Source organism: Mesorhizobium sp. M0028 (assembly GCF_040323855.1).
Taxonomy (GTDB): Bacteria; Pseudomonadota; Alphaproteobacteria; order Rhizobiales; family Rhizobiaceae; genus Mesorhizobium.
In genome coordinates this window covers 22,816-46,155 of sequence record NZ_JAMYVG010000028.1, presented here as the reverse complement: position 1 = coordinate 46,155, position 23,340 = coordinate 22,816, and the positions used below count along the sequence as shown (strand labels likewise).

The 23,340-nt window shown below is 57.1% G+C and carries 20 protein-coding genes and 1 pseudogene; 12 read left to right on the top strand and 9 right to left on the bottom strand.

Annotated features, from left to right (window positions below):
* The first annotated feature begins 433 nt into the window (after positions 1-433).
* The 4 genes from NKJ93_RS30560 (at position 434) to NKJ93_RS30545 (ending at position 4,231) form a co-directional block, all read left to right on the top strand.
* Positions 434-1,585 (top strand): M24 family metallopeptidase, encoded by a 1,152-nt coding sequence (locus tag NKJ93_RS30560; RefSeq protein WP_352592936.1) that lies wholly within the window; start codon positions 434-436, stop codon positions 1,583-1,585.
* A 12-nt stretch (positions 1,586-1,597) separates the two neighbouring features.
* Positions 1,598-2,698, top strand: a complete 1,101-nt coding sequence (locus NKJ93_RS30555; RefSeq protein WP_352592933.1) for a nitrilase-related carbon-nitrogen hydrolase — start codon at positions 1,598-1,600, stop codon at positions 2,696-2,698.
* A 15-nt stretch (positions 2,699-2,713) separates the two neighbouring features.
* The gene (locus NKJ93_RS30550; RefSeq protein ID WP_352592930.1) at positions 2,714-3,496 is read left to right on the top strand and encodes an NAD(P)-binding domain-containing protein; all 783 of its coding nucleotides are present in this window, start codon (positions 2,714-2,716) and stop codon (positions 3,494-3,496) included.
* A gap of 78 nt (positions 3,497-3,574) precedes the next feature.
* Complete coding sequence (locus NKJ93_RS30545; protein WP_352592927.1) at positions 3,575-4,231, top strand: GntR family transcriptional regulator; 657 nt, start codon at positions 3,575-3,577, stop codon at positions 4,229-4,231.
* A gap of 83 nt (positions 4,232-4,314) precedes the next feature.
* On the opposite strand, the gene NKJ93_RS30540 is transcribed toward NKJ93_RS30545, so the two are convergent.
* From NKJ93_RS30540 to ehuB, 6 genes are all read right to left on the bottom strand, one after another.
* Positions 4,315-5,082, bottom strand: coding sequence for a GntR family transcriptional regulator (locus NKJ93_RS30540; protein ID WP_352592924.1), 768 nt, complete (start codon positions 5,080-5,082; stop codon positions 4,315-4,317).
* 47 nt (positions 5,083-5,129) lie between these two features.
* Complete coding sequence (locus tag NKJ93_RS30535) at positions 5,130-5,933, bottom strand: aspartate dehydrogenase (RefSeq protein ID WP_352592922.1); 804 nt, start codon at positions 5,931-5,933, stop codon at positions 5,130-5,132.
* 13 nt (positions 5,934-5,946) lie between these two features.
* Complete coding sequence (gene ehuA / locus NKJ93_RS30530) at positions 5,947-6,762, bottom strand: ectoine/hydroxyectoine ABC transporter ATP-binding protein EhuA (protein WP_352592919.1); 816 nt, start codon at positions 6,760-6,762, stop codon at positions 5,947-5,949.
* Positions 6,762-7,427 (bottom strand): ectoine/hydroxyectoine ABC transporter permease subunit EhuD, encoded by a 666-nt coding sequence (ehuD, locus tag NKJ93_RS30525; protein WP_352592916.1) that lies wholly within the window; start codon positions 7,425-7,427, stop codon positions 6,762-6,764. Before ehuD ends, ehuA begins: the two co-directional genes overlap by 1 nt.
* Positions 7,428-7,430: 3 nt before the next feature.
* Positions 7,431-8,096: an ectoine/hydroxyectoine ABC transporter permease subunit EhuC gene (ehuC, locus tag NKJ93_RS30520; protein ID WP_352592913.1), complete on the bottom strand. Its 666-nt coding sequence runs from the start codon at positions 8,094-8,096 to the stop codon at positions 7,431-7,433.
* A 61-nt stretch (positions 8,097-8,157) separates the two neighbouring features.
* Positions 8,158-8,997 carry an ectoine/hydroxyectoine ABC transporter substrate-binding protein EhuB gene (ehuB, locus tag NKJ93_RS30515; RefSeq protein WP_352592911.1) on the bottom strand — a complete coding sequence of 280 codons (840 nt, stop codon included), beginning with the start codon at positions 8,995-8,997 and terminating at the stop codon, positions 8,158-8,160.
* Between the two features lie 220 nt (positions 8,998-9,217).
* Between ehuB and NKJ93_RS30510 the strand changes: the two genes are divergently transcribed.
* Entirely contained in the window at positions 9,218-10,375 is a 1,158-nt protein-coding gene (locus NKJ93_RS30510; RefSeq protein WP_352592908.1) for a M24 family metallopeptidase, read from the top strand.
* A gap of 276 nt (positions 10,376-10,651) precedes the next feature.
* Entirely contained in the window at positions 10,652-12,058 is a 1,407-nt protein-coding gene (locus NKJ93_RS30505; protein ID WP_352592905.1) for an amidase, read from the top strand.
* Between the two features lie 405 nt (positions 12,059-12,463).
* On the opposite strand, the gene istB is transcribed toward NKJ93_RS30505, so the two are convergent.
* The 3 genes and pseudogenes from istB to NKJ93_RS30490 form a co-directional block, all read right to left on the bottom strand.
* Entirely contained in the window at positions 12,464-13,192 is a 729-nt protein-coding gene (istB, locus tag NKJ93_RS30500) for an IS21-like element helper ATPase IstB (RefSeq protein WP_027038551.1), read from the bottom strand.
* Positions 13,125-14,691, bottom strand: a pseudogene (istA, locus tag NKJ93_RS30495) (IS21 family transposase). Before istA ends, istB begins: the two are co-directional and overlap by 68 nt.
* 136 nt (positions 14,692-14,827) lie before the next feature.
* Positions 14,828-15,682, bottom strand: a complete 855-nt coding sequence (locus NKJ93_RS30490) for a LysR substrate-binding domain-containing protein (RefSeq protein WP_352592902.1) — start codon at positions 15,680-15,682, stop codon at positions 14,828-14,830.
* Between the two features lie 461 nt (positions 15,683-16,143).
* On the opposite strand from NKJ93_RS30490, the gene NKJ93_RS30485 reads away from it, so the two are divergent.
* From NKJ93_RS30485 to NKJ93_RS30460, 6 genes are read left to right on the top strand one after another with little or no spacing between them, the layout of a single operon-like run.
* Complete coding sequence (locus NKJ93_RS30485; RefSeq protein WP_352592899.1) at positions 16,144-17,382, top strand: FAD-dependent oxidoreductase; 1,239 nt, start codon at positions 16,144-16,146, stop codon at positions 17,380-17,382.
* A complete protein-coding gene (locus tag NKJ93_RS30480) occupies positions 17,351-17,668 on the top strand; it encodes a sarcosine oxidase subunit delta (RefSeq protein ID WP_352592896.1) in 318 nt (105 codons plus the stop codon). Before NKJ93_RS30485 ends, NKJ93_RS30480 begins: the two co-directional genes overlap by 32 nt.
* Complete coding sequence (locus tag NKJ93_RS30475) at positions 17,665-20,550, top strand: 2Fe-2S iron-sulfur cluster-binding protein (protein WP_352592894.1); 2,886 nt, start codon at positions 17,665-17,667, stop codon at positions 20,548-20,550. The genes NKJ93_RS30480 and NKJ93_RS30475 overlap by 4 nt, the downstream gene beginning before the upstream one ends.
* A 2-nt stretch (positions 20,551-20,552) precedes the next feature.
* A complete protein-coding gene (locus NKJ93_RS30470) occupies positions 20,553-21,167 on the top strand; it encodes a sarcosine oxidase subunit gamma family protein (RefSeq protein ID WP_352592891.1) in 615 nt (204 codons plus the stop codon).
* Positions 21,109-22,302, top strand: coding sequence for a threonine aldolase family protein (locus NKJ93_RS30465; RefSeq protein ID WP_352592889.1), 1,194 nt, complete (start codon positions 21,109-21,111; stop codon positions 22,300-22,302). Before NKJ93_RS30470 ends, NKJ93_RS30465 begins: the two co-directional genes overlap by 59 nt.
* 13 nt (positions 22,303-22,315) lie before the next feature.
* Positions 22,316-23,287: a threonine/serine dehydratase family protein gene (locus NKJ93_RS30460; protein ID WP_352592886.1), complete on the top strand. Its 972-nt coding sequence runs from the start codon at positions 22,316-22,318 to the stop codon at positions 23,285-23,287.
* The last annotated feature ends 53 nt before the right edge of the window (positions 23,288-23,340 follow it).

Here is a 23,340-nt window from a genome sequence, read left to right as displayed (position 1 = left end):
AGCACAGAAGCGCCACAAGACGGGGCGGAACGCGAGCGAGTCATCAGACATGCGATCTGGCGGGCCGCGCCGCATTTCCGGATGGCGTTGATAGCGCTGAAAGCTATACACAGCTCTCGTTTCTCTTTCACAGAAACAGCCGCTTTTCGACGGCAACTAAGGGAAATTGAGCTTGATATCACATCAAGCACGGGATAGATGTATATAGCATGAGGCGGTTCCATCAATTAAGGTACGACATATCGGAGCACATTCGGCCGGCCATTGGGCCGAAATCAAGAGACGGGCTACCCCTTGTCCCGTGCAGCCGGGGAGCGGCATCAAGGTCGGCTGTAATGGTGGATTCGTGCCCGCGTCTGCAGAGGAAGTCTTCTGGGCAGGCAAAACCAGTAAGTGCGCCGACTGAATTTGTAACGATCTGGAGTCGTATACGATGCTTGAAGAAGCGCGCTTGAGGGTGCACGCCCTGCAGGATCGTCTGCGCAGCGAGGGAATTGACCTTGCAATCTTTACCGACGAGAGTTCAATTACTTATCTTGCCGGGTTCTGGGGTTACCTCGCCGTCGAATTCGGCCGCCCCACCTTCCTCCTCGTCCGCCGGGACGAGGAGCCTACCGTCATCACGCCGCTCATGGAGCGCGAGATGGTATCCAAGATGACGTGGGTCCAAGACGTCCGCGGCTGGGAAGATTCCGGCGTCAATCGCTGGGAAAACGTCCTTCGTGAGGCTGTCGGCAAGGCATCCAAGTCCCTTTGGATCGAATCCAATTTCGTTCCGGCGATCGTCCAGAATTTCCTTTACGAGGAATACAAGGGGCTCCCGCTAAAGAACATCTCCCGCATCCTCGGCGAGATGCGCATGGTCAAATCGGCAGCGGAAATTGAAGTGATGCGACAGGCCGGCCAAATCGCAGGTGCGATGATGGCAGCTGCCCACCAGTCACTCGAGGTCGGAGCGCCGGAGTATGAATCCGCTCTTGCCGTTATGGCCGCCGGCACCCGCAAGGCGGCCGGGTTCCTAACCGCTAAAGGTTGGGAGGCATTCGTCTCGCCCCTCATCCATAACCTGCAAATCATGCAGTCGGGGGCCGATACGTCGATGGTGCATCGCCGTTCGAGCACCAAACTGTTAGCGAAAGGTGACCCTGTATACTTCTGCTTCTGTAACATGGCCCAGTTCAAGCAGTACAAGCTTGGATTCGACCGGATGTTCTTCGTTAAGGAGGCGACTGACGAGGCGATCAAAGTTCAGCAGGCAGCGATCGACGCTCAACAGGCGGCGTTGCGCTCAATTCGCGCGGGTGTCACTGCGGAAAGTGTCGCGCAGGCAGCCAACGATTGCTACGCGGCATCTGGCTACACCACCGGCTATCGAACTGGCCGTTCGATCGGCGTCGCCTATCTAGAAGCTCCCGAGCTGAAGGTGGGCGACAAAACGATCCTCAGGCCGGGCATGACCTTTGCGGTCGACGGCGGCATCAGCCTCGACGGCCGTCTTGGGGGGCGGATTGGAGATTCTATCGTCGTTACTGAAACCGGCTTCGAGTACCTGACCGACTATCCGCGGAAGATCCTCTACTCCTGACCGGACATGATGATGAAGCAGAGCCTCAAAGTGGCTGTCCATCCGAGTCGCGCCCAGGCGAATTGTTCGCCTGAGATGCGGCTCGCGGAACTCGACAAGGCGCTCACTAGCATCGCCTCGTCCCTCGATCTCGGTGTGTGCCCGGAACTTTATCTCTCCGGCTATGGTGCTGGCGAACAGCACCATGCACTCGCCGAACCCGTCGGCGGGCCCTTTGCAAATGCCCTTGCGGCGCGGGCGCAAAACCATGGCCCCTGCATTGTGTACGGCTACCCGCAGGCGGCTGGCAGAGCTGTGTACAATTCGGCTGCTGCGATCGGAGCTGACGGCGCGCTTCTTGCGAACAATCGCAAGACCATCCTACCCAATGCCTATGAGCGTACTTGGTTCACGCCGGGTGATAGTGTTAAATTTTTTTCGCTAGGCGGCTGGAAGATCGCTCTGATTGTTTGTTACGAAGTTGAATTCTCGCGGGAGATCCCGGACCAGGGCGCCGATCTCATCGTGATGCCGACGGCGCTGACTGAGAACTGGAGTATTGTCCCCCATCAGGTGGTGACGACGAGGGCTTTTGAGAACGGTGTTTATCTCGCCTACGCCAACCACGCGGCTAAGGAGAACGATCTTGCCTATCTCGGGGCAAGTTGCATCCTCAATCCGCATGGGAAGGATCTAGCGCGAGCAGGAGCAGCCGAAGAGTTGATTGAGGCGGAACTTCTAGCTTCGCTGCAAGCGGCGCGGACCCTGCTTCCTTATCTTGCTGATTGCAAGCGTGTTGCGAAGTTGCGGGGTTTCTACATAGGCGGAAATTTGTTTATGGACCGCCTTTCGCGGCGCGCAAAGACATACGTTAGCATCGTGCTCGCGCACGCCGTGCTAGGCAGCCGTAACCGCGCCAAGGCCGGATTCGACCTTAGCCTTTCCGATCGACGTGCTCGGCGCTGGGTCGCAACTCGTCATTTTCAACATGCTATGCCAGAGCAAGATCGAGAGGCTGACCAGAGCGTTTGCGATCGCAAACAGAACCGCGAACTCTTATTATCGCCGACCCGCATTTGCCTTTCACGAAGGCACAAGCATCTCATTGCACGCAAAGAAACGGATGAAATCTAAGAGGGGAGTCGCCACATGAACATGCCCACAATCGGGGTTGTTGGAACTGGAGACTTCGCTGCCTATCTAATTGCTGCCCTGCGAAGGGGTGGCTTTCGCGGTCGAATTCTCCTATCGCCGTACAGCCGCGCTAAGGCGCAAATGCTTGCCGCCACCTATAGCTGCATCTTAGCTGCCGATAACCTGAGCATGCTCACCGAGGCCGACTGGATTCTTCTTGCGGTGCGGCCAGAACAGCTTGCCAACGCTCTGCCCAATCTAAGTTTCCGTCCAGGGCAGATTCTAGTTTCGGCCGTCGCCGGCGTCACTATTGCCGAGCTGCGTGCGGCAAAGGGCCACGACTTACCGGTGGTCCGCATCATGCCATCGAGTTACATTCAAACCATCACTGAAGGCCTTGTTCCCATATATCCTGCATCTTGCGAAGTCGAAGCCGTGCTGGCTGCGGCGGGCAAGGTCATGACTTTCGATACGGAGGACCAATTCGAACTTGCAATGGTCGGCGCCTGCCTCGCCGGATGGACGTATCGCTTTACCGCTGTTCTCGAGGACTGGTTCATACAGAACGGACTGCCAGCGGCTCAAGCGCGGCTGATTGTTGCAGGCAATATTGCGGGCGCTACCGGCGACGCCCTCGCGCGGCAGGATGTCTCTCTTGAGATCATTTCTGACGGGATCGCAACGCAAGGTACCTACACGAAAGCCGGCCTCGACCATCTTGTGAAAAGGCAGGCCGCTTTGCCTTGGCTAGAGGCGCTTGATATCGTCTGTAGAAGATTGCACTCCTTAAAGAGTTGATGCTTGCGGGCGGACGGCGGGATGTGACCTGCAGAAGGTAAAATTCGGGAAAGTAATGACGATGGGAAATGCGTGACAATGGGCAGCGAGGGAGAGGCAAGAAGGGCGGCTGCAACTGAAATACACGATCTGCTCCGAGATCGCATTTGTCTCCTGGAATACCGGCCTGGCGCAATGCTCCGGGAGAACGACATTGCTATCGAATTCAATGTCAGTCGAACGCCGGTCCGCGAGGCGTTACAGCGACTCTCAATCGAGGGACTAGTGGAGGTCAGAAATGGCGTCGGCACTTTTGTCACCACTTTGGATCCGGATCAACTGCGAGAGGTCTTCGAGTTCAGGATCCAGATGGCGCGGCTATTTGGTCGGCTCGATACGCGCGACGCGACAGCGGATGACGTAGCTATCCTTGAGGCTCTGCTTACCAGATCGCAAGCTCTCATGAATAACTTCGACACCCATGAGCACTGGATCATCAACCACCGACTGCATTTCGCCATCAGTAACCTAGTGCTAAACAGAACTTTTCTGGAGATGTGGCATAATCTCTATTTCAGAGCCGCGAGGGTCTGGTATGATATATCTCGGCACATCTGGCAAGATGCAGTGGGGATGTTACAAATGGAGATAACCGACCTTCTGACGGCGGCGCGTGAGAATGACATAGAGGCGATCGGCTACATCAAGCGCAACTACATCAATTTTTGTTGGAAGCGGATCGCTTCAAATTCATAACTAGGTTGCACCCTTCGAGACAATACTCTGCTGGGTTGAAAAATGGAGAGTCGACAAATTTCGCACTGCGCCGGGGCAGCCGGCTATGACCCGGAGTAAGTCGAATCTGCTCTAGCCGCCTCCATCGCGTCCAGCCGGGATAGCACCATCGCCAAATGCGATTTATGAACGGTGGCAACCAAACGAACATCCCGTAGCTCAAGGCTCCTTCGTATCATGCGCAGCTCATCAAGAAGATCTTCTACCTGCTGACGGAAATCCATTTTTTCGAGAAGAAGGAACCAGAATCTTGCGGATTGGAAAAACAAGATATCGTTAAAGTCCCTGAGTGGCCCATTGCTGCTCAAGCCGTGCAGTATCTTGTGTAAGTTGATAATTATTTCGGCAAACTGGCGTTTATCCTTGTTGGTAAGGAGTTGGCGGCAGACTTGCTCCAAATCTTGAATCTCGCGGATGATTCCGTCAGTCACCGGAAGCGGTGACGACTCCGCCATTGCGTCCATCAATCGCATGCGCACGATGTATACATCGCGCATAGAACTCAGGTCGATCGATGTAACTTCAGTACCGTTGCCATGCTGGCTAACGATCAGGCCGTCGTACTCCAAGCGTTGTAAGACCGTGCGAAGAGGCGTCCGACTTACACCAAATTCCGACGCAAGTTCCCTCTCATTCAGACGGCTACCTGGCTGGTAGTCGAGGAGACATATCCGGCGCCGCAGCTCAAGGTAGATCTCCTGCTTGCTCATTTTGCCAGCAAGCTGCCTCTCGGCTTCAGAGTTCCCGTCTCGACGTCCAGGAACGGTCGCGGCGCCATTCATAGTGGGTGACAAGGACGGGATGCGTGTCATCGGTCACTTTCTCTTAGAAGGCAGGAGCAGGGTTGAGCCTGATCGCATTAGGTTCCGATAAGCAAAACTGCGTGCGTTTGCCGTAAGAACGCAATCACGCTCTGTGCGGTTATACGCCCCGTAGCGGGGTTCTCTTCGCTGGGCCGATTTTGTATCGACATAGAAAAATCGGAACTGTCAGATTTCACATTTACGGTATGAGTGTTGAATACCAAACTTGGATCTGCCCAAATTTCCATCTCCGTGCGGTTCGGTCCGAGCCCTGCTAAGCTCAGCGCGGCAGCGACATTCACATTGGCGGGGAATTCCTTAGCCACTTCGGTTACCGTTCCTCGTAAGACGCAAACCGCTTCGGTAAGGTTCTTCAGATCCAATCCATTTCGAATAACATAAGGTGCGGTTGCAAGGCTTCTTGGCGGCTTTCGGGTGCGGATCTTCACCTCATGGAGCTCACCAACAGCCACCGCTTTGATGGCATCGAGCCCGAGCATGGCTCCGGATGGAATCACAATTCGCCCTCCTGTTCGGCGCGCCAACTCCACAAGATCTTCGCGACCGAGCAGTTGGCTGGCAGACATGGCGACCAGCGCCTTCCCCGCTTCGAGGACGGGCAGCGCGACGGCGTTAAAGATCTCTGGTGGGAGGGCCTCCAAAACGGCGTCACATTTGGTGGCTAGCTCCTCAAATGAAACGCAGGGGACAACTCTTTTCAAAGTCGCATTGAACTCCGCCACCCGGTGTTGGCTCCGCGCCGAAATAGCGACCAATTCGCACCCAGAAATCTCCCCTCGATCCAACGCACGTGCAACTGACGAGCCGATAGCGCCAATCCCGGCAATTCCAATTCTCATATGAACTCCGATGTTAGTCAGCCGCCTTGACCGCGCTTAGGAACTGCTGCGTTCGTTTGCTTTTAGGATTAGAAAACAGCTCATCGGGATTATCCTGTTCCTCGATCTTCCCCCCATAGAAGAAGCAAACACGATCGGAAATATCCCGTGCAAATCCCATTTGATGAGTGACCATAAGCATCGTCAGACTGTGCTTGAACACCAAGTCCCTAATTACGTTGGTAACCTCGCCGATTACTTCGGGATCGAGTGCGGACGTTACCTCGTCAAACAGCATCACCTTTGGCCGCATTGCCAAGGCCCGTGCGATCGCTACACGCTGTTGCTGACCACCAGAGAGGCGGGAAGGGTGTTGGTCTTTCTTATCGATCATGCCGACCATGTGCAGGAGTTCTTCGGCGCGCTCGCGCGCTTCCAGACGCGAAAGTCCCAGGACTTGAACCGGACCCTCCATGCAGTTTTCTAGCGCCGTCATATGCGGAAACAGGTTGAAATGTTGAAAGCACATGCCGATCGAAGAGCGTGCTTTACGAAAGTACTTTGCGTCTGCCGGTACTAACACGCCGTTTTTCGGCATATGCGTAAGGGGCTTGCCATCCACATAGATGACGCCGCCGTTGATCGTCTCGAGGGTCATGAGCATGCGCAGGACGGTCGTTTTGCCGGATCCCGACGGCCCTATGATGGTAACCATTTCACCGGGTGCGACGTCCAAGTTCAGGTTGTCGAGAACGGTCAGTTCACCATAGCTTTTTCGAACGTTGATGAACCGGACCATCGGTATGTCTGGACCGACGAGTTCGAGGGGATACGACGAGAGTTCTTCCATCATTCCATACCTAACTTACGGCGGATCCATGCCTCGAACCCGCGAATGCAGCTAGCGGACGTCAGTGAGATGACTAAGAAAACGACGCCAACGATCGTGTAAGGCTCAAGGTAGCGATAATTCTGGCCGCCAACAGCGTTTGCCGCCTGCATCAATTCGCCGACGCCGATTACAGACAGCATAGGCGTATCTTTGAATATGCTAACCAGATAGTTTCCCATTCCCGCAATAGAGGGCGGGAGAGCCTGCGGCAAAACAATGCGCCTGTAAGTTTGCATCGTCGTTAAGTTGATCGCGGTGCACGCCTCCCACTGGCCCTTCGGGATTGACTCGATGCCACCTCGGTACACCTCGGAAAGGTACGCCGCGTAGTGCAAGCCGATAGCGACCATGCCGGCTACCCAAGGGCTCAGGGAGACCCCATATTCGGGCCCAACATAATATACAAAGAAGATTTGCAGAACGAGCGGAGTGGACCGGATGAACTCCACAACCTCCCGGACGATGATTGTTAGAGAGTGAGATGGCGTGCGCTGGGCAAGCGCAAACAAGAGGCCAACGGCAGCTGCAATGGCGTAGCCGATGCCGGCCGCCATAAGAGTATTGACGGTTGCCCAAAGCAATTTGGGCAAGATCTCGGCTGTAAATTCCCAATCCCACTGCATCGTTCAGGCCCTGCCCATCCGCCGCGCCATGATGCGTTCGAGCCAGCGCATGCTAGGCGTGATGAGAAAACGCGCGAAGATATAGTAGATGACCAGCGCGGTGCCGAACGTCCATGTGGAGAGATAGGTTGAGCTGTTCAGCTGGCGCGCTTCGAACATAAGATCAGGAACGGCTATCAATGCGACCAGCGCTGTGCTTTTCAGCAGCTCGATCACCAGATTCCCCCAGGCCGGCAGCATAGTTGCGACGGCCTGCGGGATGATGATTCTGCGCATGCGTTTGGCCGGCGACATTGAGAGTGCATAAGACCCTTCCCACTGGCCACGCGGGACCGACTGTATGGCGCCCCTCACGAGTTCAGCGCCGTAGGCGCCAAGATTGAGGCCGACCGCCAGGAACCCTGTAAGAAAATTGTCCAAACTGATGCCAAAGAGGGGCAACACATAGAAGAGCCAAAAAAGCTGAACCAGCAGAGAGGTGCCGCGAAAAAATTCGACGTAGATCACAGCGACACTCTTTACGGCCTGATTCGACGATAGCAACATCAGACCGAAGAGGTGTGCAAGTAGTGTGGCAAGAGCCAAGGAGAAAATAAATTGAATGCCGGTTACCAGCGCACCGTCTACGAAGCGGCTCCCATAATCGGCAAGGAACGAGGTATATGTCATAGAAGCTCACTTCAACAATGTTGACGAGCTGCGCCCAAAGCAGCTCGTCAACGTCTCGCAATTACCGATTGGCACATACCCATTCGGTTTTCACGTCACCCGGGAGCTGAGCTTTTGTGTATTGAAACTTTCCTACTGCCTCAAACATCTCCGGCGAACCGAGATACTTCGCTTGCGCCTCGTTGTATGCCTTCAGGAAATCCTTGTCCTCTTTCTTGAAAGCAATCGCCACCCAATTGAACGTCCAAGCAGGAAGGGCCGCTGAGTTAGTTACCTCAATCTCGCCTGGCGCGCTGGCCGCGAGATCTTTCATTGCGAAATCGTTACCAGCTCCAGCGTCCGCGCGGCCTGCTTTTACGGCAGCCAGCACTTCGGTGAGGCTCGGTACCTGCATGATCTTGCTGTCCGGAACGCCCTCCTTCTGCGCAGCGTCGACGTTCACAAAGCCGGAAACCGTCACCATAGCGGCATCCTTTTGTTTGATGTCCTGGTAGGTCTGGATTCCCTTCGGGTTGCCTTTCTTGATAATGAAGGAGTCTCCGAATTTGCCCATTGGCTCGGCAAAGCTGACGTTCTTGCAACGGTTGCCGGTGATATACATGCCACCAGTAATAATGTCGAAGCGGCCTGCCTGGAGCCCTGGGATCAAACCGCCCCAATCGGTCACGACGGGCTCGATGTTAGTATACCCCATAGATTTGAGCACGCCGAGCGCTAGCGCGTTTGCAAATCCAAGCGGTTCGTTCTTGTCTCCCGGATAGGCCCAAGGGATTTCATGCGCAAAGCCAACGCGGATTGGCTTCCCCGCGGCCGCACGGTCAGTCAACTCGTCTGAGCAGGCTTGAGACACGCCAGCGAATAGTGCGGCAGTTGCGGCTATTGCAGCGAAGAGATTTTTCATTTTCATCGGTTCCCCTTTTCAGGTTAGTGCAAAATCGTCTTAATGGTGTACCACTGCCGCTTCATTGGGGCAAGGGAATCTTTGTTCTGGCCCGGCTTGCCCTCGCAAAGGCCGCACGTTTTGGCATTCTCAAAAATATCTCCTTACAAAACTTGCGGCCCGGCGGTAGGAAAGGTATACCTATCAGTGACGCAGCAGTTTGCAGCAACAGGGAAAGCCCATGACCTACCTATCTCCTTTTCCGAAGGACGAGCTTAATCGCCGCGTCGCGAACGCGCGTCAGGCGCTTGCGGAGAGCAACCTCGACGGAATCGTCATTTCGGTTCCCGAGAATATCTATTATCTGACAGGTCTCGATCATTGGGGCTTCTTCGCCGCGCATGTGCTCGTGCTGAACCAAAGCGGGGAAATGGCGCTAAGCTGTCGCGCCATGGAGCGAATAACGGTCGAGAATCAAGTGGAGAACGCGAGGTTCTACGGGCATAAGGATCACGAAGAACTTTCAGACTATGTCCACCAGGCAATGAAGGATCTGGGTCTTGCGGCCGCCCGCGTCGGGATCGAGAAGCGCAGCCTTTTTCTCACACCCCGGCATGCCGAACGTATTCAAGACGACGGCACCGGCGTTACCTGGGTGGATGCCTCCGGAATTCTCGACGACCTCCGCCTGGTTAAGTCGCCGCTCGAGATGGAATACACAAGGAGAGCGGCCCACGCGGTCGATCTGGGCACTTTGGCTGCTGTCGAAGCGGTGCGCGACGGCGCATCGGACTATGAGGTAGCTGCGGCTTACCACAACAAAATGATCCTTGAGGGCAGCGAGTATCCTGGTTTTGGCCCGTTCATTCGTCCGACAAGCCGGCTAGGTGAGGAGCACACGACCTGGCGCGGAGAAGTGTTCCGCAACGGCGACGCCGTGTTCCTCGAAACCTGTGCTTCCTACCGCAAATACCAATCCCCCATGGGCAGGCTTGTCTATGTCGGTAGTGCGCCGAAAGGCGTCGAAGAGTCCGCGGAACTTGCTATTCGCGGCATGAAGGCAATCTGCGAGGCGCTCCGCCCGGGCGCGAAAGCCGCGGATGCCTACGATGCCTGGCACGAAGTGGCTGCGAGTGCAGGTCTGGTCGACTACCATCGCCACCATTGCGGCTACCTGGTAGGGATTGGTTTCCCGCCGAGCTGGACTGGCGGCTCAATGGTGACAAGCCTATTCCCCAAATCGACCCGCAAGATCGAAGTCGGAATGGTCGTTCATGCTCATTCCTGGTTCACCAACACCAAAGTGGTGGATTATTTCATTTCCAACACTGTGATGGTGACTGAGGATGGCGGCGAGATCCTGACAAATAAGACGCCCGAAACTCTGATCGTGCGCTGACTTCTGTAGGCGTGCGCTGACGGCCATGGTTAAGCGCACGCACTTAGCGAACATTGTCCGAGGGCCTCATGCAGAAACTTACGAAAGCTACGCTAACCGGCATATGCACCCAAATGGCATCGCACAGCTGGTCAGAAGGGGAAATAAACGAATTGGTCGATCCCCGACTGGGGATCATCACCGGGTTTCAAGATCTCCTGAATGAGCTTGAGCAGCTGAGGAGGATTGACCTCGGAACCACGCCGCCCGCAATGAGCGTTCAAGGTGCAGACAGGCATGACTGACAACATCGCTTTTCAAAGTGTCAAGCGTCTGAAGTCAATGCTTCACAGCGGCCAGATAACTCCGGCCGAACTTGTAGATGCGTTCGCAGAGAGGATCGACCAGCATAACGCGCGATCGAAAGCATTCATCACGACAACGATCGATGCCGCACGAGAACAGGCGTTGGGCATCTGTCGCGATGATTTGGACAGCTCCCCGTTCGCTGGCATACCTTATGCTTCCAAAGATTTGTTCGACGTCAAAGGTGTCCTGACGTCCGCCGGCTCGCGGGTCTTCCATGATCGCGTTGCAAAGACCGACGCGCATGCCATTGCAAAGCTGCGGTCAGCCCACGCGATCAGTCTCGGTAAAACGAACCTGCATGAATTCGCCTACGGCGCGACTGGCGAAAACGAGGTGTATGGTACACCCGTCAATGCCTACGACCCCACGCGCCTTGCGGGCGGCTCATCAAGTGGCTCAGCCGCTGCGGTGGCATTTGGTCTCGTGCCGGCAGCACTCGGAACTGACACAGGGGGCTCCGTCCGAGCGCCGGCCGCGTTAAACGGGCTTGTCGGTTTTAAGCCAACGATCGGGCGGATCTCTACTTACGGAGTGGTGCCCTATTGTTGGACGCTGGATCACGTCGGGTTGATGACGCGGACGATCGCTGATTGCGCTGATCTCCTGACTATCGTGTCAGGCTACGATCCTGGAGACCCCAGTTCAATCAATCGACCCGTCGACAACTACGCTGAAGCGCTGGATCAGGACATATCAGGCCTGCGCATTGGGATCCCGAGCAACTTTTATTACGAGCGTACCGACGAGGAGATTCTCCAAGCTCTCGATCACGTGAAAGATCATTTGGTGGCCTGCGGCGCAAAGCTGGTGCCGGTGACTTTTCCGGACATGGAACATAGCCGTACAGTCTCTCTCACCGTGCAGATGCCTGAGGCACTGAGTGCGCATTCGGCCTATTTGCAGGAGCGCGGCGAGCTTTATGGCGCAGATTTTCGGGCTGGGTTGGCGTTGGGTCAGTGTATCTTGGCTGAGCACTACGTTAGGGCAAAGCGGTTCGTCGAGATCTACCGGCAGCAGACAAATAGTCTTTTCAGCGAAGTCGATCTGATACTCACTCCCGCAACACCCGAAATTGCTCAGAAAGTTGGCACCGTCAAAGTCACGCGAAACGGCGTCAACGAGGCGATCGGGAACGCGATAACCCGGTTCACCACATTCTTCAACATGACGGGCCACCCGGCGCTGACAATGCCATGTGCGATGCACACACAAGGTGTCCCGATCGCAATGCAATTGGTTGGTCGGTACTTTGACGAGAAGACTGTCCTGCGGGCTGCATACGCAGTTGAGCAAAGCGATCGGTTCTTCATCCCGTTGCCGAAACTGGGCTCTTGAGATTGGCTTCCCACCTTCCAGGAACGCGGCGGCTTGAGGTCTGCGTCACGCGATAGCCGGGTAGGTATGTGCGAAGGTCTGCCTCTTGCACTACGGCTGCTCGCTCCGCGCTTTGATGGAATAACGTTTGCTTCGCCGCAGGCAATCGGGGCGCGGGACGAGGCGGACCGGCTGGCCATCTCCAGCATCAGTTCACCCGCAATCGCCTCGAAAGTCCCATTCGGCGTGTCAAAAGCTCTGATGCGACACCGGAGCTGTCAAACGGCTTCCAAAACTGACCCCCGATCGGCGTCCAATTTTGACCCCCTTATGGAATGCGCGGCGGTCAGCGTTCGCCCGGGCGGAGCTGGTCAGGGTTGCGCAGCCCGGGCGAGCGCGGATTGCGCTTGGCAGCTGATGGGGTGATCAGGCGCGGTTCTTGAAGCGCCAGGACTCGTTTCCGGTCTCGATGATCTCGCAATGATGGGTGAGACGGTCGAGGAGCGCTGTCGTCATCTTGGCGTCGCCGAAGACGGCGGGCCATTCGCCGAACGCCAGGTTGGTGGTGACGATGATCGAGGTCCGTTCGTAGAGCCTGCTGATCAGGTGGAAGAGCAATTGCCCGCCGGCTTGCGCGAACGGGAGATAGCCGAGTTCATCGAGCACGACGAAGTCGAGCCGGGTGAGGTAATCGGCGATACGGCCCTGCTTGCCGCCGCGGTGCTCTGTCTCGAGCCGGTTGACGAGATCGACGACGTTGAAGAAGCGGCCACGTGAGCCGTTGCGGATCAGGGCGCGGGCAATGGCGATTGCCAGATGCGACTTGCCGGTTCCGGTGCCGCCGATGAGCACGGCGTTGCGCTGGTCGGCGACGAAGGTGCCGTTGGCAAGGTCCCGGACCAGCACCTCGTTGACCGGCGTGCCGTCGAAGTCGAACTCATCGATGTCCTTGGCGATCGGCAGCTTGGCGACAGTGAGCTGGTATTTGATGGAGCGGGCCTGCTTCTCGGCGATCTCGGCCGACAGCAGATCGCCGACGATCCTCGGCGGCTCGTGCTGGCGCTTGATGCCTGTCGCCATGACCTCGTCATAGGCGCCGCGCATGCCATAGAGCTTCAGCGTCCCCATCAGTTCCAGAACCTGCGTGCGTTCCATCAGCTTGCCCTCCTGAGGCCGTCGTAGCGGGCGCAGTCGGCCTGCGGCTCATGCTGCAGGCGAAGCGCGTCCGGGGTGAGGATGGTGACGGCCGGCGCGGGGTCGCGCCGCCGCGCCAGAATGTTGATGATGACGGCGCAGGAGCAGACGTTCTGATCGAGCGCCTCCTGGCAGGCGGCTTCCACGGCATCAATGCCGTCGGTCAACACCGTGGCCAGGATCGACACCATCTGACGATCGCCGTCATGCGCCGCCTTCAATTTGCGTCGGATACGCTCCATCGCCGAGGGCAGAACCCAGCCCTGGAAGGGCGCACCGTTGCGCAGTGCACCGGGCTTGCGGGCAAGGACCGGCATGTAATGCCAGGGATCGTAGATCGTCTCATTGCGGCCGAAGGAGCGGGCATGTTCGGCGACGACCACGCCGTCCTGGCGGATGACGATCTTGCCGGCATAGGCATGGATCTCGACCGGGCGGCCGACCGCAGTCGACAGCACCGAGTATTTGTTGTTGTCGAAGCGCACCGTGCAGGTCTTCGACACCGAGGCCGGCACCGTATGGAACCCGTCGAAGGGACCGCGGTATTCAACCAGCTTGCCACGCTCCTCCTCGAACACATTCCAGATCGTTCGTTCCGGTTGCTCGACGTGACGATGCGCCTTGGCGTAGGCGACGCACTTGTCATGCAGCCAGGCGTTCAATTCCTCATAGGTCTTGAAGCGCAGTCGCGGCGTGAAGAAGCGCTCGCGCACCAGCCCGACCTGGTTCTCGACCTGACCCTTCTCCCAGCCCGAGGCCGGCGTGCAGGCGACCGGCTGCACAAGATAATGGCTGCACATCTGCAGGAAGCGGCGATTGTATTGGCGGTCCTTGCCAACGAAGATCGTTTCCACCGCCGTCTTCATGTTGTCGTAGATGCCGCGCATGCAGGCGCCCCCAAAGAAGGCGAACGCCCGGTCGTGGGCGTCGAACACCATCTCCTGCGTCTCGCGCGGATAGGCCCTGACGAACATCATGCGGCTGTGGCAGAGCCGGACATGGGCGACCTTCACGGTCACCGTCACGCCGTTGATCAGGACGATCTCGTGGCTCCAGTCGAACTGGTAGGCCTCGCCCGGCGCGAAGAACAGCGGCACATAGGCGTCCGCCATCGCCGACCCCTGCGCCTTCGCCCAGCTCTTCGCGTAGCGGCGGACGGCGTCATAGCCACCCTCGTAACCGAGGCTGCAAAGCTCTTCGTAAATCCGGATCAGTGTCAGTTGCTCGCGCGCCGCCTTGCCACGGTTGCCATTCAAAAACCCGTCAAGCTGATCCTGCCACGGACCGATCTTCGGCTTGGGCTGCCGCTCGCGTTCGTAGGAGAACGATGTCTCATTGGATCTGAGAATCTTGCGGACGGTGTTCCGCGACACATGCAGCTCGCGGCAAATCCGCTTGAGCGACCATCCCTGCACATGGAAGGCGCGCCGAACCCGGGCAATCGTATCCACCGACTTCATCCCCACACCATCCGCTCGCCACGACGAGCTGATGGTCGCAAATCAAAGCATCAGGGGGGTCAAAATTGGACGCCGATTCCCCGGCTTATGGGGTCAATTTTGCACGCCGATTCACACCGGAGCTGCCCTATCTGGCTCAAGAACTCTCGACAGCGAACTCCTGCAATAGCCAGTCATGGAAACGCTGGGCCGGGGAGCGCAGATTGCTCGACTGAACCCGCAACACATGGCACAGCGACAGTTTTTCCGCAGGCCCGAAAGGCGCGACCAGGCGACCTGAATCCAGATAGGGTTGACAATAGTCGGTGAAGGTTACCGTGATGCCCACGCCCTGTGCTGCTAGCTCAAGTGCGCACACTGCGTTGTCAACCTTGAGCTGAGTCGAACTGGCGCAGAAATTCTTGGCCTTGGCCCATCGATCCCACAATTGATGCTTTCCTTGAATGACCAGCGGGGTCGCCTCGGCCAAGACCTGCTCAGGTGTCTTGCCATGCAGCAGTGAGGGTGAGCAGACCATTGTCATCCGGTCTCGCGTCAGCCGCCGCATCGATTTGTCGGTCCGCACCGTCTCCACGACCTGGATGTTGAGATCGGCAAGTTCGACGTTTGGGTCCGTCCATATGGTCGAATTGAGCCGAAGTTCGGTGTCGGGATTTTGCGCTTTAAAGCGGGGCAATCGCGCGGATAGACAAAGCACGACAAAGCTGAGCGGTGCGGACAGCGTCACTGTCCTTGGCACAGGGCGGCCGTAAATACCTTGCGTCGCGGCTTCCGCCAGGTCCAGCGCTTCGATTACGCCGGGCAGATACGCTTCGCCGACGGCGGTCAGCTTCAGCCCGCTTGGAAGTCTGTGAAACAGAGGCCGCGCAAAAAATTGTTCCAGTGCGCGAATGCGCTGGCTAATTGCGGCCTGGGTACAATTCAGTTCAACGGCGGCTTCTGTGAAGCTCAGATGGCGGCCAGCTGCCTCGAACGCCTGCAGATAGATCAAGGGCGGCAAACTGCGCGGTATCATGAATCGTTATTGGCTCATAACGAAAGCCATGTCAAAGCCTGAGAATCGCTTTCTTGCGAAACGTCGGAACAGAGAGGATTCTCCCACGCAAAGCAGAGGAAAATTTATGCATGCCTCGTTTCAGATGTACTTCGCTTACACCTGTCCTTTTGTCGATATTCCGGCCACTCTTGAGCTGAATAAAAGCGGGTGACGTAGCGATCTGCGGCGGGGCGGGCGCCCGCTGCTACTATCTGTTCTGATGTCACGACGATGTCGCCGCGTTAAGAAGCACTACCTTGCTGGGCGGCGAACCGCCCCTAAACCGCGGCCATGATGTGAGCGATCCTCACGGGCTTAGTGGCCCCGCTTAACCATAAGACCGTACGCGCGTACTGCGGATGCGATCATGCAAAGTGCCCATTTTCGGCCCGCGCTGCTCAAGAGAGACCTTTGACATGGTGTTTGCGCTTCTTAAATATGGCTTTTCACGACGCTATCCCGAACGCGATGAGATACCGCGCACGCCCGATCTGCAATCGCACTACGACGTCGTCATCATCGGAGGTGGCGGCCACGGAACTTCATTGGCCTACCACTTGGCCAAGCACAATGGGATCACCAGGATAGCAATTCTCGAGAAGGGTTATCTTGGAGGCGGCAACACGGCCCGCAACACCACGGTGATCCGCTCGAACTACACGGATCAGCGGTCGATCCGGTTCTATGCGAAGTCGCTAAGGCTTTATGAATCGCTCGCCAACGAGCTGGATTACAACATGATGTATTCCCGCCGGGGACAGCTGACGTTGTCCCACTCGGATAGCGTTTCGCGGTCGCTTCGTCTGCGCGCGGACGCCGGCGTCTTTTGTGGCGAGGCAAACGAGATTGTCGATCGCCAGCAGATCAAAAGCTTGGTGCCCTCACTCAATCTCGATATCAAAGGTATGCCGATTCTTTGCGGTCTTTGGCACCCGAACGCAGCCATCGCGCGTCACGACGCAGTCGTATGGGGTTACGCTATCCGTGCGAGTGAGCGTGGAGTCGAACTTCATCAGAGCACTGAAGTCCTCGGGATGGAAGTCGCCGGAAATAGGGTGACACGTCTTCGCACTAATCGCGGCAATGTTTCAGCAGGGACCGTGGTGCAGTGCGTCGCAGGCTACTCTTCCGTCGTCGCAAAAATGGCTGGGCTGAAGCTGCCGATCCGCAGCTATCCACTTCAGGCAATGGTGACACATCCTGTCAAACCGTTCCTCGGTCCGATGGTCTCCTCAACCGCCTTGCATTGCTACATCTCGCAATCTGCCAGAGGCGAACTTGTCATCGGAGGCGGATCGGACCCATACGAACTCTATAACACTCGTTCGACCCTTGAAATCAAAGAAGCTCTTGCTGCCTCGGCCTTGGAAATGTTCCCGTTCATTGGAGAACTGAAGGTCCTGCGACAGTGGGCGGGCATCACCGACATGACACCGGACTACAGTCCGATCATGGGGCAAGGACCGCTCTCCAACTACTGGTTGGACGCCGGTTGGGGCACCTGGGGCTTCAAGGCAACGCCGGCTAGCGGATTCTTCTTGGCGAAGGCCATCTCGGAAAACCGCATCCCTGAAGAGATCAGGCCATTTCAGCTGGACCGGTTCGACCGTTTCGATTTGGTCAATGAAATGGGCGCTACCGCCGCGAGCCATTGAGGAACTGAACGTGAAGTTGATGACATGCCCTTTGAACGGGCCACGCAACATAACCGAATTCCAGTGCCACGGAGAGGTGCATCGGCAACCCGATCCAGCAGCCGTGAACGACAAAGAGTGGACTGATTACATCTGGCTGTCCAACAACACGGCGGGCGTCGTGCGTGAGTGGTGGTGCCATACACCGACAAACTTTTGGTTCCTGGCGGAGCGCAACACAGTCACCGACGAGATTCTGGCTACATTCCCCGTACCGGCAGATGGACCTTTTGGAGGAGCGTCATGAAAAGCAGGACACGCCGACAGGGGCTCCTTATCGACGCATCGACGACAATCAAGTTCACGTTCGACGGACGAGAGTTTGAAGGCGTCGCTGGGGATACAATCGCCTCAGCACTGGCCGCAAACGACGAATGGATATTGTCGCGGTCTTTCAAGTATCACCGGCCACGGGGTATCCTGACAATGGCCGCTCAGGATGCAAACACACTCGTTCAAATTGGAAACGAGGTAAGCGTCTTCGCGGATCGCCACCCTATTTGTGACGGGCTGGGGGTACGGGCCCAGAATGTTGGCAATTCGGCGCGTAGGGATAGCGGGTTCGTCATGAACAAGCTTTCGCGCTTTATGCCGGTCGGCTTTTACTATCGCACCTTCTATAAACCTAAAGGAATATGGGAAAGGGTCTGGGAACCCATCCTTCGGGCGAAAGCTGGTCTGGGTAAGCTCGACGTCACGAAACCCACCGAAGGATACTACGACAAGGCTTATGGCTGGTACGACGTGATCGTCGTCGGCGCAGGCCCTGCCGGTATGGCGGCGGCGATCGCTGCGGCTGATGCAGGCGCATCTGTATTGCTGGTTGACGAGAACCCGCAGATAGGTGGGGCGCTAAACTATGCGCGATTGGCAAGCGAGCGCGATCTTGTAGGCGAGTCGAACGGCAACGGCAACATCGAGATCTGGACCGACGCGATTTGCAATGCGTGGTATGCCGATAACTGGCTGCCGGTCATTCGTGGAAATCGACTCCACAAGCTGCGCGCAAAACAGGTCATTTTCGCAACTGGGCTGATCGAGCAGCCATCACAGTTTCGCAACAATGATCTGCCGGGCATCATGCAGGGCACGGCAGCTCAACGTCTCATTCGGTTGTTCGGCGTAAAACCGGGAAATCGTGCGGTAGTACTCGCCGCCAATGATGACGCCTACGGTGTCGCGCTTGATCTTCTTGATGCAGGTGTCGATCTGACGGCGGTCTGTGACCTCCGTAGGACTGGCCACAGCGGACCACTGCGTTCACAGATGATGGATCGCAATGTCGAGGTGCTGGACGGATGGTGCATCTATGAGGCACGTCCGGAAAAGGGCCATGTGCATGTCCGTGGCGTGGAACTTGCCGAGATTGATGCGAGCGGCGCTGCAGGCAAAAGGCGTCGGAAGATCGACTGTGACCTGGTGTGCATGTCCGTGGGGTATGTTCCCGCCTATCAGTTGCCGCTGCAAGCGGGTGGCAAGCTTGCTTACGATGACGCGGCTGCGCGTTTCACAATAGGCGGACAGAGCCAAGGAGTTCTGCTTGCCGGATCGCTCGACGGAATTTTTGACCTCGAAGATTGCATAGCTCATGGTGCGGCGCAGGGCACAATGGCTGCGTTAGATTGCGGTTTTGACGTCAAAGCTCGACCCACGCTTCCGACAAAAGGTCAAGGTTCTCCAAATCACCCCTGGCCGATCTTCCCGCATGCTAAGGGGATGGACTTCATCGACTTTGATGAAGACCTTCAGGTTAAAGACATCAAAAACGCCATTGCCGACGGTTACCGTGAACTCGAACTCGTAAAGCGCTTTTCAACGGTGGGTATGGGTCCCAGCCAAGGCCGCCATGCCGCCTTGGCGACAGCGATGATAGTGGCGAAGGAGACTAAGCGCACCATCAGCGAGGTTGGCGTCACGACCGCTCGCCCTCCCGTTACCACGGAGAAAATCGCGACCTTGGCTGGACGAAAGTTCACGCCGATGCGCCGAACGCCGATGCATGTGCAGCATGCGGCTAAGGGGGCATCGTGGCTCCTGGCCGGCAACTGGATGCGGCCAGCATTTTATGGTCGCGGACAGGACGACAAGAAGCTCATCGCCGAAGAGGCGCTGAATGTCCGAAACAATGTCGGCATGATCGACGTGTCGACGTTGGGCGGGCTGGACATCCGTGGTCCTGATGCGGCAGAGTTTCTGAACCGGATGTACACCTTTGCCTACGTGAAGCTTCCTGTTGGCAAGACACGCTATCTCCTCATGACGAACGAAGCAGGCACCGTGATCGATGACGGCGTCGCATGCCGTCGCGGAGAACAATACTTCTATGTCACGGCGACCACGACGGGCGTGGATCGCATTTACCGTAACATGTTGTGGTGGAACGCCCAGTGGCGCCTCGACGTGGATATCGCGAACGTCACCGCCGCATATGCGGGCGTTAACCTGGCAGGCCCCAATGCCCGCAACGTTCTGGAAAAGCTGACCGATGACATTGCCCTGTCGTCCCAGGACTTCCCGTATCTTGCCTATCGGGAAGGAAGGGTGGCGGGCATCCCCGCACGTGTATTCCGCGTCGGCTTCATCGGAGAACTTGGTTACGAGATCCACGTTCCGTCACGCTTCGGCTCAGACCTTTGGCGCGCGATATGGGGGGCGGGACAAGCCCTTGGAATTCGGCCCTTCGGTCTCGAAGCACAGAGACTGATGCGGCTCGAAAAGGGACACGTCATCATCGGTCAGGACACCGACGGCATGACGACGCCTGAGGAGCTGGACATGAGTTGGGCCGTCGCCAACTCCAAGCCCTTCTTCATTGGAAAGCGCAGCCTCGAGCTTCGCAGCAAGACATTGTCGAGCCGAAAACTCGTCGGCTTTGCGCTTGATCGGATGCCGGCCTCCGGGCTTCAGGAATCCAACCTCGTGGTGAAAAAAGGTTCGATCGTAGGGTTCATTACGTCGATCGCTTATTCGCCCACTCTCGAAAAGGTCATCGGTTTGGCCTATGCGGACCGCCTCGATGCGAGCCTCGGAAGCCGGATTTCGCTGCGATCGAGTGACGGCAGCGAGCACCACGCCGAAGTCGTTTCTCCTCATTTCTACGATTCCGAAAATCTGCGGCAGGAGATGTGAACATGGGCGCTGTTGCAAAAAGCCCGTTCGGTCATCGGTTTAACGGCGCCGCCCCGGTGCGAAATAATGAAGGCGTCGTCATCCGTGACCTTTCCGGGGTCGGGCGGACAGGTTTCAAGGGTGCAGGCACGACGGAGTGGCTGACTTCGAAGGTCCGCATCCTCCCGGATCGTCCCAACAGGGCCGTTGTCCTTCCGGACGGCACGTTGATCGCGCGCCTGGGGAAAGAGGAGTACCTCATCCTGGATAAAAGTGGTGCTTCAAGCGTCTGTGACGAGTTGGAGGCAGCCTGGAATTTGGAAAGCTTAGAAGCCGGGCGGATCGGCTACCCGCTCCCTCGCGCTGACAGCCACAGCTGGCTCTATCTGGAGGGAACCTCTGTTTCTCAGATGATGGCGAAGATCTGCGGGGTTGATCTGCGTGAAGGCACGTTCGGACCAGGAGAGGTGGCGCAAACGGTTGTTGCGCGGATCGGTGCAGTCTTGATCCGTCAAATGGGTGAGGGGCCCTACGGGCTGCACATGCTGACGGATTTCGCCTCGGCCGATTACCTCTGGGATGTGCTGGAAGATGCCTCTGCCGAGTTTGGTGGTGGCTTTGTCGCAGCCGGGAGATAGTAAAATAGCAACGTATCACTTCAATTCGGACAACGGAGCTCCGGTCTGTGAACAGGTAATGAAGGCGCTGCTGAGCTGTAACAGCGGCGTTGAGACTGCCTACGGCGCAGACCAGTTCAGCGCGAGATTAAAGCCCGCTTATTCCGACTTCTTCGAGCGCGAGGCATTCGTGTTTGCGGTGCCCACGGGCACCGCCGGAAACGGTCTTGCCCTTGGCGCCATAACGCCCCCCTACGGCACCATCTTCTGCCACGAGGCCGCACACATCGTGACGACAGAGGCGGGCGCGCCCGAGTTCTACAGCGGGGGTGGCCGAATGACTTTGCTCCCCGGCGAACATAAGAAGATTTCGGCAGAGACTCTGAAGGAGGCCCTGCAAAACCATGGGATCGGCAATGTGCACCACATGGCCGCAAGTGCGATCAGTCTCACTCAGGCGACGGAGGCGGGAGTCGTCTACGAGCCAGCCGAAGTGCAGGAATTGAGCGCGATCGCTCACAAGGCAGGGATGAAAGTCCATCTCGACGGCGCTCGCTTGGCAAATGCCATGGTTCATCTCGGCCTGAGCCCTGCAAAGATAACCTGGAAATCGGGCATCGACATTCTGACTTTCGGGACCACCAAGAACGGAACAATGAACGCCGAGGCCATCATCACCTTCGATCCTGAGATCGCTGCAAGGCTGGCGTTCATGCATAAGCGAGCGGGCCACCTGTTCTCGAAGATGCGCTACATGTCGGCTCAGCTTCTGAGCTACCTGGATGAGGATTTATGGCATCGGAACGCGTTGCAGGCGAACCAGAATGCAGCCCGGATTGTGAATGCCCTGAGACATTTCGAGGATGTCGAGGTAGTGCATCCCGTGCAGATCAATGAAGTGTTTGCCATACTGCCTACGAGCCTCACAGAGGCTCTCCGCGATAGGGGCATTCACTTGCGGCCGTGGAACCTGAAAGGGGCCGGTCAGGGGGTTCGCTTGGTGATGTCCTATTGTGACAGCCCGGACGAAATCCAGCTGTTCGAGGAAGCCTGCAGCTCAGTTCTCACCACTTGGCGGGCCGAACGCGATCAACTCCTGTCGGCGTCAGATCCAACTGATCGGCAAGTGCCAAGACGAATTACAACGCAATTCTAAGGAAAGCAGTACCATGCTTGAATATTCCATGATCGTCAAGGCTGCCCAAGTGCTTGCTGGCGTCGCCCGGGTCACGCCCTTGCTGGAATCCGAACTCCTCAATCGAAAAATTGGGTTCCGTCTTCTTGTCAAAGCCGAGTGTTTGCAGCGCACGGGCTCTTTCAAGATACGAGGAGCCTACGTAAAAATTGCGTCCTTGACCGAGGGGGAGCGAGCCGCTGGTGTTGTAGCATTCTCCTCCGGTAACCATGCACAAGGCGTTGCGGCCGCGGCAACCGAGATGGGCGTTCCGTCGACAATCGTCATGCCGGAGGATGCCCCGGCGGTCAAGTTGCGCAATACAGCGGAGTATGGCTCAAAAGTCATTACCTACGACCGCGTGACAGGAGACCGGGCGAAGATCGCACGAGACCTAGCGGCCGAAACGGGGGCAACCCTGATCCCTCCATATGACGACTACGTGTTGATGTCAGGGCAAGGCACGATTGGTTTGGAGATCGCCCATCAACTGGCAAAATTGAATACATCCGCGGACGCTCTCGTATGCCCGGTCGGTGGCGGCGGGCTCATCGCGGGAATAGCGACTGCGATGGCGGACCTCTCTCCCGCCACAAGGATCTGCACTGCCGAACCGGAACACTTCGACGATACCAGGCGATCCCTCCTCGCTGGCGAACGCGTTGGAAACGAGCCGGGATACGATTCGATTTGCGACTCCATCGTCACCCAAATTCCTGGTGAAAAGACTTTCCCGATCAATAAGAAACTGGTTGCTGAGGGATACGCGGTCTCTGAGGCCGACGTGATTGCGGCGATGCGGACCCTGGCAGACGACCTGAAAATTGTTGCCGAACCGGGCGGCGCTGCTGCCGTTGCCGCGGTTTTGCGGGACCGAGAGAAGTGGAAAGGCAAAACGGTGGTGGCCGTGGTGTCCGGTGGGAATGTCGATCTTGATACCTGGCGCGCATATCTGATGAACGGCTGACGCGGCTCAAGTTGAGTTCTGCTGTCTTTTACGGCCGCTCGCGTCAGCCCAAT